Annotated in this window: 4 protein-coding genes; all 4 read right to left on the reverse strand. The window is 76.7% G+C overall.

Translation table 11 applies throughout. From position 1 onward, the window contains the following. Positions 1–4: 4 nt before the first annotated feature. From ABZ881_RS26160 to ABZ881_RS26175, 4 genes are read right to left on the reverse strand one after another with little or no spacing between them, the layout of a single operon-like run. The gene (locus ABZ881_RS26160) at positions 5–1,111 is read right to left on the reverse strand and encodes a Gfo/Idh/MocA family oxidoreductase (RefSeq protein ID WP_358488256.1); all 1,107 of its coding nucleotides are present in this window, start codon (positions 1,109–1,111) and stop codon (positions 5–7) included. Beyond that, the gene (locus tag ABZ881_RS26165) at positions 1,108–2,202 is read right to left on the reverse strand and encodes a hypothetical protein (protein ID WP_358488257.1); all 1,095 of its coding nucleotides are present in this window, start codon (positions 2,200–2,202) and stop codon (positions 1,108–1,110) included. The genes ABZ881_RS26160 and ABZ881_RS26165 overlap by 4 nt, the downstream gene beginning before the upstream one ends. Further along, positions 2,199–10,052, reverse strand: coding sequence for an amino acid adenylation domain-containing protein (locus tag ABZ881_RS26170; protein WP_358488258.1), 7,854 nt, complete (start codon positions 10,050–10,052; stop codon positions 2,199–2,201). The genes ABZ881_RS26165 and ABZ881_RS26170 overlap by 4 nt, the downstream gene beginning before the upstream one ends. Beyond that, on the reverse strand, positions 10,022–11,689 hold the full coding sequence (locus ABZ881_RS26175) for an AMP-binding protein (protein WP_358488259.1): 1,668 nt from the start codon (positions 11,687–11,689) through the stop codon (positions 10,022–10,024). Before ABZ881_RS26175 ends, ABZ881_RS26170 begins: the two co-directional genes overlap by 31 nt. Positions 11,690–11,820 lie beyond the last annotated feature (131 nt).

Raw genomic sequence — 11,820 nt, forward strand, 5'->3', positions numbered from 1 at the left:
GGGTTCACCGCGGGTCGGCCGCGTCGGCGGCGGCGCGCAGGGCGGCGGCCGGGCGGGGCACCGGCGTCGGATGCGGCCGCAGCCGCGGGTAGCCGAGCCGCTCGGTGAGGTCGTGCCAGGCACGGCAGGCCGCGAGGAGCCGCGCCCCGGCCTCCGGCGGCGTCGCGGAGTCCGGGCGCAGGGTGCCGAGCACCGCGGCCAGTGCGTCCGGGAAGTGCGTGGCCAGCAGGTCGCGTTGGGTGGCGCTGTCCGCTGCGTCGAGCAGCGTCGCCGCCGGCATCCCGAGGTGCGCCGCCTCCTCGTCGTCGAACCGCCCCGCGAGCCGGACGGCCCTCGGCACGTGCAGGCGTGGCGACCAGACCACCGGCCCGTGCGCGTCGAGCAGGGTCAGGTTCCCCGCGGTGGTGCCGATCGTGATCGTGATCAGCCGGAGCAGGTGGTTGTCCGGGTCGTCGGCGTCCATCTCGGTCTGGACGCGCAGGCTCAGCGGGACGCCGCCGAGCTGCCCCGACATCACCCGCAACGGGTCGTCCGGATGCACCGGCTCGGCGGGCGCGCCGAACCGCCACGGGCGCAGCGACCCGAGCGCGGCCCCGAGCACGTGCAGCAACGGGAACGCGACCTGGACCGCGCAGGCGGCGTCGACGAACACGATGTCGTCCGCGGCCCGGGCCGCGGCCGCCGCCGCGACGAACCGGCGGACCGCGGGCAGGTGCGGGTAGGGGTCGCCGAGCACGAACGTGGCCCCGCCGCCGCGGGCCGCGCGCAGGTTGCCCGCGACCTCGTCGTGGTGCAGCGGCTGCTCCTGCACGACGTGCACCCCCCTGGCCAGCAACGCCCTGGCCAGCTCGGTGCCCTGACCACCGACCACACCGGACCGCACGACCACGGCCGCCACGTCCACGTCGTCCGGGACCTGGTCCACATCGGTCCACCACGGAACCCCGGCGTGCTCGGCCGCCGCCCGGGACGACGACCCGCCGCGGCCGAGCACGCCGGCGAGGGTGAACCGGGCCGGGTCGCGCAGCACCGCGTCGACGTAGGCCCGGCCGAACGTCGCCCCGCAGACCACGACCCGGGTCGGCGGGGCCAGGGGCACGGCGGGTGTCACAGCACGAACTCCTCGACATCGACGACGGTCGTGAGCGGTCCGTCCACGACCTCCAGGGTCGCCCCGCCCGCGGTGCACACCCGGTCCAGCGCGCGACCCGGATCGAGGGCCGCCGCGGCGGTGTGCCGACCGGGCGGCACGGCGTCGTCGAGCAGCTCGGCGACGGCGGCCGCGGCGAGCGCGCCGGTCAGCGCGGCGCCGCCCGGCCCGCGCAGCACGGCGGTACGGGTCGCCGGGCGCCCAGCGACGGTGCCGGTGACCTCGCAGGCGAGGACCGCCCACGGCGCCCGGCCCGCGACGTCCAGCGCGGATGCGCGGCACAACGCCTCCACGGCGTCCGGAGCGGGCAGCGACGGCGCCCGGTCCAGCGCCGTCCGCACCTGCGGGGACACCAGGACGGTCCACCAGGTCCCGTCGCGCAGCCCGGTGGCCCGCGCCGTCGCGATGTGCTCGTCGGTCAGCACCGGGCTCACGGTGACCGGCTCGTCGTGCAGTGGCCAGTCGACGTCGTCGCGCCGGGTGAGCGCGCGGGGCTGCACGGCGCCGTCGCGCCAGGACGCGAGTGCCCGCTGGGAGCCGTCGGTGATGCTGTGCAGCAGCTCGGTGGCCGCGGTAGGGGAGAGTCGGTCCCGCACCGCGAGCCAGCAGGTCAGCGTGGCCCCGGGAGCGAACCCGGCGCAGACCCGGCGGGGGAGCAGCCCGCTCAGCCCCGGCGACATGCCTGCGGCGGTCAGCGACCGGGCTCCGCCGGGCGGTTCCTGCTGCGTGCTGCCGTGCGGTGGCTCGCCCGCGTCGACGTGCCGGGCACCGGACGCCAGCACCGCCTCCGCCACCCGGCCGCCGTCCCGGAACGACGCGCCGGTGCAGTCCAGGACCACGGCGCACCCGGCGGCGAACGTGGCGACGGCGGCGGTGTCGGTGACGTCCACGACGACCCGCTCGATCGCCACCCGGCCCTCCGGCCCGGTGGCGATCTCCGCGGGAACCGGGGTACGACCGCCGAGCCGCAGCGTCCCGTACCGGGCGAGGATCCGCGTGGCGTACCTGCCCACGGCGCCGGACGCGCCGAGCACCCCGATCCGGGGGGTCACAGCACGAACTCCTCGAACCCGTCGTACTCCTCCGCCTCGCCGGGAACCGGGCCCGGCCCGGCGAGCACCTCGGCGACCGCGGCGACCCGATGCAGCACGGGATCGTCGAACAGGTGCCGCATCGGGATCGCGACGCCGCGCTCACGTTCCATCGCGGCGACGAACCGGGTGGCCAGCAGGCTGTCCCCGCCGAGCGCGAAGAAGTTGTCCCCGCGCCCGGGAGCGACCCCCAGCAGCGACTCCCACTGCGCGGCGACGGCGCGCTCCCAGTCGCCGCGGGGCGGCCCGGTCTCCGGTCCGCCGCCCTCCGGCCCACCGGTCCGGCGGAGCCGGGACCCGATCGCCCCGCGGTCGAGCTTGCCGTTCGCCGTCAGCGGCGCCCGGCCGAGCAGACAGACCAGCTCCGGAACCATGTGGGCCGGTAGCTGCTCGGCGGCGAACGCGCGCAGGCGGTCCGGCGCCGGCGGCTCGGCGACCGGCCGGTCGCCGATCAGCAGGGTCAGCTCCGCTCCCGGAAGCGGCTGCGCCGTGACCGAGCCCCAGCCCGCGCGCTCCAGGACCGTCCGCCACCCGGCACCGGTCAGCATCGGCGAGCCGTGCTCCCGCCGCACCGGGTCGAGCCGGGTGAACCCCCGTTCGAGGAGTGCGGCGGTGAGGAGGCCGACCGGTGCGAGCCCGGCCGGTTCCACGGCGACCAGCCGTCCGCCGGGACGCAGCAGCAGGGCCGCGGTCGCCGGGCCGTCCGCCGGATCGGCGAACGTGTGCAGGGTGCCGGTGCAGAGCACGAGATCGAACGTCCCGGCGAGGTCGTCGTCGACGACGGTGAGATCGGTCGTCCTGACCCGCGTCACCGACCGGTCGACCCGCTCGGCGGCCGCCGGGGACGCTGCGAGCACGGTGTGGTCGACGGCCAGGCCACGGGCCGCGCAGGCGGCCGGGACGGCCTCCGCGGTGCTCCCGTGCCCGCCGATCTCGGCGACGGTCACCGCGGCACCCGGCCGGGCGGCGGCGAACCCGGCGACGACGTCCACCACCCGGCGCACCGCGTCCGGCATGCCCGGCGCGGTGTCGAGCACGGCGGCCGGGGCGAGATCGGGGTCGTCGAGCAGGACCAGCGGGTCGCGCTCACCGGCGAGGATCGCGGCGAGCAGCTCCCGGCGCTCGAGAGCACCGGCGAGCGCCGGGGCGGCCGGGGAGTCCCCCGCCACCCCGGCCGGGCGGTGGACCAGGACCTCGCAGAGCCGCCTGCCGGGCAGCCCGTCGTCGTCCAGCACGCCGCGCGCGGTCAGCCAGGACCGCCACAGCGACGCCACCGGCTCCAGGTCCGGTGCGACGGCGGCCTGCCGGTCCGCGCCGAGACCGAGCAGCCCGGCGACCAGATGCTCGACGTCGGCCGCCTCGGCCGCCCTGCGGCCGTGGTCGAGGACCGGGCCGACGTCGCCGGGATCGCACCCCGCGCCGCGCGGGCCGGGCAGCGCGGGCGTGACGGCGGCGGCCAGCCGTGGTCCGGACGGGCCACCGTCGTCGACCACGACGACGGCCTGGTCCACCCCCGGGTGCCGGGTCAGCGCCGACTCGATCTCCCCGAGCTCCACCCGGTACCCGCGCAGCTGCACCTGGTGGTCGGTCCGCCCGAGGAACTCCAGGATGCCGCCGGGCCGGTAGCAGCCGAGGTCGCCGGTCCGGTACCAGCGTTCGCCGTCGTGCGTGACGAACCGCCGCGCGGTCTCCTCCGGGGCGCCGCAGTAGCCCGCAGCCACCCCGGTGCCGCCGATCCACAGCTCGCCGGGGACGTGGTCGGGGCAGTCCCGGCCGAGTGCGTCGACGACCCGGAATCGCTGGTTGCGCAGCGGATAGCCGTACGGGATCGAGCGCCACGCGGGGTCCACCGCGGCCACTTCGTAGGCGTTCGACCAGATCGCGGCCTCGGTGGCCCCGCCGAGCGCGACGAACCGGCATCCGGGCCAGCGGTCCGCGACCCGCTCGGGCTGGTCCAGCCCGACCCAGTCGCCGGACAGCAGCACCAGCCGCGGGGTGGTCGTGCCCGGCGCACCCGGGTCGACGGTCAGCAGCATGTCGAGCAGCGCGGGGACCGAGTTCCACACGGTGATCCGGTGCGCGTCGACGAGCTGCTGCCAGCGCCACGCGTCGCGTCGGGCTCCCTCCTCGACGGTGACCACCGCCCCACCGGCGGCGAGCAGGCCGAACAGGTCGAACACGGACAGGTCGAAGTCGAGCGCCGACACCGCGAGCACCCGGTCGTCGGGGCCGATCGCGAACCGGTCCACCAGGTCCTCGCAGGTGTTGCGGGCGCTGCGGTGGGTGACCTGCACGCCCTTCGGGTCGCCCGTCGAGCCGGAGGTGAAGACGATGTACGCGAGGTCGTCGGGGTCCACCCGGACCGGCGCGTCGATCGGCTCGGCCTCGCCGAGGCGGTCGACGGCCAGCACCGGCACGTCCGCCGCGGGATCGGCCGGACCCGCGGCGATCACCGCCCGGAGCCCGGCGAGGCGGTGGATCCGCTCCCGCCGCGCCGGGGGCTGGTCCGGACCGATCGGCACGTAGGTCGCCCCGGCGACGAGGACGCCGAGCACGGCGACGACCTGCGCAGGCCCCTTGGCCAGGGTGATCCCGACCCGGTCGCCGCGCCGCACCCCGGCCGACCGCAGCCCGCCCGCGACACGCGCCGCGATGTCGGCGAGCCCGCCGTAGGTCAGCGTCGACGCGTCCGGTTCGCCGGGCACCCCGGTGAGCACGGCGGTCCGCTCCGGGGCCAGCCGGGCGTGGGCGAGGACCTGTTCGTGCAGCAGGGCGCTGCGCTGCGGCGCCGTCGTGTCGTTGTGGCCGTGACGTGCCGCGACGGTGGCGGCAGGCAGGTTCGGCGTGAGCGGACCCGACCAGGACCGGGTGGCGACCCGATCGAGGAGATCGAGGTACGCGGCGAACATCTCCTCGACCATGCCGTCCGGGAAGAGGCCCTCGACGACGTCCCAGGACAGGTCGACACCACCGTCCCGGTCGACGATCTGGTGGTCGAGCCAGACCTGCGGCGTCTGCGAGACCGCCCACACCGGATGGTCGAACATCCCCGGCGACGCCCCGCCGAGCCGGTCGCCGATGCCCAGCGCGCTGGTCACCACGACCGGCGCCGACCGCTCGGCGACACCGTCCCGACGGGCCGACTCGCGCAGCACCGTCAGCGCGGACAGCTCGCGGTGGTCGAGGTCCGACCACAACCGTTCCTGGAGGCCTCGGACGGTGTCGGCCCAGCTCGTGCCCGGGGTGCTGTGGTGGGCGAGCAGGAGCAGCGAGGTGAAGTCGCCGAGCACCCCGTCGGCGTCCGGGTGGCAGGCCGGCCGGTCGAACAGGGTCACGGTGAGGGTGAGCCCGTCGGTGCCCGACCAGCGGTTCAGCACCTCCCCGAACGCCGTGAACAGCACCGCGGACGGGGTGAGCCCGTGTCCCGTGGCCCGTTCCGTCACGGCCCGCCAGCGGTCCTCGGTCAGGTGTGCGGTGTGCCGGACGAACCGGGGAGGTCCGATCGTGGCGGGGTCGCGGGCCAGTGGCAGTCGGGGCGCGGGCGGGAGGCCGTCGATCCGCGACCACCAGTACGCCCTGGCGTCGGCCGTCCGCCGCGGATCCGGGGCCCCGGCGGCGAGCAGGTCCCGGAACGAGACCCCGGGCCGGGGCGGCTCGGCGTCCGGGTCGCTGTAGAGGAGCTCCAGCTCCCGGTAGAAGACCATCACGCTGAGCGCGTCCAGCACGATCGCGTCGAGGCCCACCGCGAGCCGGGTGGTCCGTCCCCATCGGACGGCGCGCACTGCGAACAGCGGCCAGGACGCGGTGTCGAACACCCGGTGCGACATCTCGTCGCGCATCCGGCCGCACTCCCGCTCCGCCGCCGCGCCCGGCGCGGTCTCGACGACCGGGACGACCGGCGCGGGCAGGACGGCCACGTCCAGTACCCGCTGCATACCGGTGACCTGGTCGAAGACGGTGCGGAGCATGTCGTGCCGGGCAACGAGCCGTTGCAGTGCGGTGGCCAGCCGGTCGAGATCGAGATCGGTGATCTCGTACTCGCGGTAGAAGTGGCAGCCGACCCCGCCGAGGGTGAACTCGGGGCGGCGGCCCAGCCAGTAGGCCCGCTGCACCTCGGTCGGGGCGAACTCGGCCGGTCCTTCACGGGAGGGGTCCGCAGGGGACGGCGCCGGGGCCGGTGCGCCGCCGGTCGGCGGGGTCAGCAGCCTGGCGTGGTCGGCGAGCACCGGATGGGCGAACACGTCGGCGATCCGGGCACCGTCCACCCCCGCCGCGCGCAACCTGCCGATCAGGCGGGTGGCGATGAGGCTGTCCCCGCCGCGGGCGAAGAAGTCGTCGGTGCGCGCCACCGGCCCGACGCCGAGCAGCTCGGCCCACAGGCCGGCCAGCAGCGTCTCGGCCGTGCCCCGCGGGGCGTCGTCGTCCGCGGGTGCGGACCGGTCCGCGCAGATCGCGCCGCGGGCGAGCGAGCCGTCGGCCCGGCGGGGCGGGTCGGCGAGCACCCGGATCCGCGGCGGCTGCAGGACGGCGGGGAGCGCGGCACGGACGGCGGCCGCGACCGGGCCGCCCGGCGCGTCCTGGTCGTCGCCGAACACCTCGACGAGCAGGCCGAGGGGATCGGCACCGGACCGGTCGCGGGCCGCAGGACCGAGCAGCGGGTCGGTGACCGCCTCGCCGGGGTCCCGGCTGCCGCGCAGGTAGCCGGACATCCGGTCGAGGTGCCGGTCGAGTGCGTCCAGCAGGGCAGGTCCGGTGTGTGGCAGCGCCTGCGCGCGCAGCTCCGCCCAGCGGGTGCTGCCGGCCAGCCGGATGCCGTGCTCGGTGAGCCGGTGGCCGTCCGGTCCCGAGGTCACCGCGCCGCGGTCGGCGAGATGGGCCAGCCAGCGTCGCAGGACCGGGGCCGCTGTGGCCGGCGCGCCGGTGCCACGGGCCAGCTCGCCCGTCGGACGCGGTTCCGGGCCGAGATCGGTGGCGGCCAGCAGGGTGTCGACGATCGCGGCGTCGACCAGTGCCGAGAGGGGCCCGGGAGCGTCCTGCGGTGGGTCGGGCGGCGCAGCGGCCGTCGTCTCCCCGGCGGGGAGGACCAGCACGAGCTCGTCCGTGGTCGCCACCGCGTCGGCGACCCCCGGGGTCCGGCGGGCGACGGCCTCGACCCCGGCGAGCTCGTGGCGGTGGCCGTCCGTCGTGATCGCGGGCGGGTCCGTGCCGACGACGACGATCCGCCCGGCGGGGAGCCTGCGGCCGCGGTGACCCGTCGGCTGCCCGTCCTGGCCGTGCACGATCGCCCCGACGACATGGTCCGGACGGTCCCGGCCGTGCCGGTCGACGACCCGCAGCCCGGAGCCCGGCACGGCCGTCCCCGCCTGCTCGTCGCCGGTGCGGACCACGGTGGGCACCCCGGCCGGGGTGAGCGCCTCCCAGCCGAGGACCGTCGGCGCCTGCGCCCCGGCGCCGCCGGGCCCGGGGACCGGGCCCCCGGGTTCGAGCACCACGACGGTCCGGGTCCCGGCCGCCGGGCCGAGCCGGTCGAGCGCGGCGCGGCCGCCGATGACGACGTCCGGCACGACGCCGGGATCACCCGGGGCCCCGGGGACCTCGGGCAGGACGAGCACCCCGGCGTCCCCGAGCGCCACCAGCGCACCGAGCAGGGCGGGATCGAGCGGGTCCGCGGTGTGCAGCTCCACCCGGTCCTGCGGCCGGAGGCCGGTCCGGTAGGTGAGTTCGGCCCTGGCCGCCGCCAGCTCGGCCCGGGAGGCGACCGGCCGGGTCGGACGTCCCCGAGCGTCGGTGCCGGACGAGATCACGGCGGCCCCGGACCCGGCGACCTCTCGGGCGGCACCGGGTGCGCCGGAGCCGAACGCCTGCACCGCCGTCGCGAGCACCTCGTCGGTGAGGACGGTCCGCGCCAGGGGCCCCGGCGCCTGGGGCACGCCGAGCACCGTACCGCCCTCGGCGAGCACGGCGAGCGCGGCCGCGATCCGGTCGACCGGATCGGTGACGGCGATCCCGACCGGTTCCCCCGCATCGATCCCGGAGATCGGGCCGTGGCGTACCGCGGTGATCCGCCCCAGCAGTCCGGCGCCGGTCACCGAGCGTTCACCGGCCCTGAGCACGACGTCCGCGGCACGGTCGGCGAGCCGCGCCAGGACGTCGTCGACGAGCGGGGCGTCGGCCGGGCCCGGCGCCGGGGCGACCGGCTCGGGACCCGGCACCACCAGTGGCGCGTCCCAGGCGGCGTCGTCCGCGCCGAGCCGGTCGAGGACCGCCCCGAACGCGGTGAACATCGCGTCCAGCACGCCGTCGGCGAACGAGGTCTCGGCGGCGTCCCAGTTGATCAGCAGGCCGCCGTCCAGCTCGGTGACCTGGGCGTCCAGCCACACCTGGGGGCCCTGGGAGATGAGCCAGCTCGGCTCGCCGAGACATCGCCGGAAGGTGCTGTCGACCAGGTCGCCGATGCTGAGCGCGCTGGTGAACACGACCGGGGCGAGTACCTGCTGCCCGCGGTCGCGACCCAGCTCCCGCAGTACATCCATCCCGGAGCAGCCCAGGTGCCCGGCGTCGGCCCGGAAGCGGGCGGCGACGGTCCGGGCCCGCTGCGCGAAGGCGGCCTGCTCGGTGAGATCCACCTCGAGCAGCACCGAGTCGGTGAAGTCGCCGACCAGCAGGCCGACGTCGGGGTGTAGCGGTTCGCGGCCGAACACCGGCAGGTTGAGCAGGAACCGGGGCTCGGTCGCCCAGTGCCCGACGACTTCGGCGAATGCCGCCGTCGCGGCCATCGCCGGGGTGAGCCCGCGGGTCCGGGCCGCGGTCTCGAACCGGTCGCGGGCCGTCCGGTCCAGCACCAGGTGTCGCCGGGTCGCCCGGCGCGGCGCGCGGCCGAGCGCCCAGGCCCCGAGCGGCAGGTCCGGCGGGTCGGGCAGCACCGGCACACGCTCCCGCCACCAGGTGAGGTCGGCGTCGCGGCGGGTGCGCGCGGCGTCCTCCCGGCCGGCGCGGTAGCGGGCGAAGCTGTAGCCGATCGGCGGCAGCGGCTCGTCGGGACGGTCGTAGAGCCGGGCCAGGTCACCGAGCAGGTTGCGGAAGCTCAGCGCGTCGGCGACGACCATCTCCAGGCTGACGTGCAGCCGGTGCTCCCCGCCGGGGAGCAGGCTCAGCGCGACGTCGAAGACCTGACCGTCGGCGATGTCCATGCTGCGGTTGCTCATCCAGTCCCGCACCGCCTCGGCCCTGCCCTCCGGGTCCGGCCCGGTGCGCAGGTCGTGCACGGTGAGACCGGGCCACGAGGTACGCGGGGCGACGGTCTGGGTGCCGTCGTCGTGGATCCGGGCGCGGAGCATGCCGTGCCGGGCGAACAGCGCGCGCACCGCCCGCTCCAGCCGGTCCGGATCGATCCCTGCCCCGGTGAACTCGTGGTGGAAGTGCGCGCCGACCCCACCGAGGCGCTGCGACTCCATGCGGCCCAGCCAGAAGGCGTGCTGCATCGGAGCCAGCTCGAACGGCGCCGACTCGTCCACCACGACGGCGCCGCCCGGGCCGTCCGGGGCGGCCTGCTCCGCGCAGCGCTCCCGGCGCGCGGCCAGCGCCACCCAGGCGGTGAGCGTCGCGGACTCGGCGAGCTCGGCGAACTCGACGTCGACGCCGCGGCCGCGCAGGAACCGGGCCACGGTCATCATGGCGAGCGAGTCGACCCCCCACTCGACGAGGTCGTCGGACGGTCCGATCTCGCCTGCGTCGACGTCGAGCAGTGACGCCACGGTCTCGCGCAGAGCGGTCTCGACCGTCAGGTCGTCGTCGGTCCCGTGCTGGAACATGGATCCCCCTGGGTGCGCCGTGGCCGGGCGAGCCCGGCGCGCAGCGCTGTCTTGTCGGTCTTTCCGAGTGCGGTGCGTGGCAGGTCCGGCACGACGCGGACGGTGTCCGGCCACTTGAACGGCGCGACCCCGCGTTCGCGCAGGTGCCTGCGCAGCACCGGGAGCCGGGGCGGCGGCGCGCCGGGCTCGGGGACGACGACGGCGCAGGTCCGTTCCCCGAGGCGCTCGTCGGGTACGGCGACGACGGCGGCGTCGCGGACCCCGGGGTGCCGGCGCAGGTGTTCCTCCACCTCGGCGGCGGAGACGATCTCGCCGCCACGGTTGACGACGTCCTTGGCCCGCCCGGTGACCACGTAGCGGCCGTCCGGGCGACGGACCGCGAGGTCCCCGGAGCGGTAGAAGCCGTCGTCGGTGAAGGCTGAACGGTCGTGGTCGGGGGCCCGGTAGTAGCCCCGGATCGTGTAGGGGCCGCGCACCAGCAGGTGCCCCTCGGTCCCGTCGGGGACGTCGACGTCGTCCGCGTCGACCAGGCGGATCTCGTCGCCGGGGGAGACCGGGACCCCCTGGGTCTCGCGGGCGATCGCGTGCGGGTCGCCGGACGTGGTCTGCAGCAGGAGCCCCTCCGACATCCCGAACGACTGCTGGACCGCGGCGCCCAGCTCGGCGCGGATCCGGTCGGCGAGGCGCGGGGTGAGCTTGGCCGCGCCGACCTGGACGGCCCGGAGCGCGGGGGCGGTCACGCCACGCTCGGCGACCCGGTCCAGCCAGCCGGCCACCGTCGGCGGGGTGACCGCGGTGTAGCTGACCCCGTGCGGGGCGAGCAGGTCGGCGCACTCGTCGGGGCTGCGCGGACCGCCCAGGACGACGCTGCCGCCGGTCCACAGCGTACCGAGCACGCCGGGACATCCGAGGGTGAAGTTGTGGCACACCGAGAGCACCGCGAGGAAGACCTCGCCCGGGGCGAGCCCTGCCGCGGCGGCGCTGTGCCGCAGGTTGTGCAGGTAGTCGTCGTGCGTCCGGGCGATCACCTTCGGCAGTCCGGTGGTGCCGCCGGAGAGCAGGAAGAACGCGATCTCGTCGGCCCCGCGCGCGGGCAGGTCGAGCGGTGCGGCGTCGACGTCGGCCAGCGGCGTCGTGCCCGGTCCGCCGTCCGCTCCGGCGAGGAACACCTGCCGGACGCCGGGACATCGCTCGCGCAGCTCGTCGGCGAGCACCCGGTGGTCGGTGCCCAGGTGCGCGGCGGGCGCCACGTAGCCCACGGCGTCGGTGGTCTCCGCGAGGTGCACCAGCTCGGCGGTGCGCAGTGCGGGCAGTGCGAGCACCGGGGCCACCCCCAGCCGGAGCAGGCCGAGGAAGGTGACGAGGAACTCGGCGTCGTTGGGGAGCTGGACGATCACCCGGTCGCCGGCGACGAGCCCGGTGCCCGCGAACCCGGCCGCCCGCCGTTCGACGGCGCCGGCCAGTCGGGCGTTGGACCACCGCCCGGACGGGTCTGTCACCGCCGTCGCGTCCGGCTGCTCCCGGGCCCTGGCGGCGATCACGGTCTCCAGCCGGGTTCCGGCCCACCAGCCTCGGCTGCGGTACCCCTCCGCGACCGGGTCCGGCCAGCGCACCCAGCCCTCGGCGATCCCGCTCATCCGGTCACCGACGTGCTCGGACGGGGGTACGGGCGGCCGCGGAGCGTTGGAGCCGGACAGCGGTCACCCGATGCGGGTCCGGTCGTGCCGGACGGAGCAGGAAGCGCACACTCCGAGTGAAGCGGACGAAA

It is taken from the genome of Pseudonocardia sp. NPDC046786, from assembly GCF_040645415.1.
GTDB classification, from domain to species: domain Bacteria; phylum Actinomycetota; class Actinomycetes; order Mycobacteriales; family Pseudonocardiaceae; genus Pseudonocardia; species Pseudonocardia kongjuensis.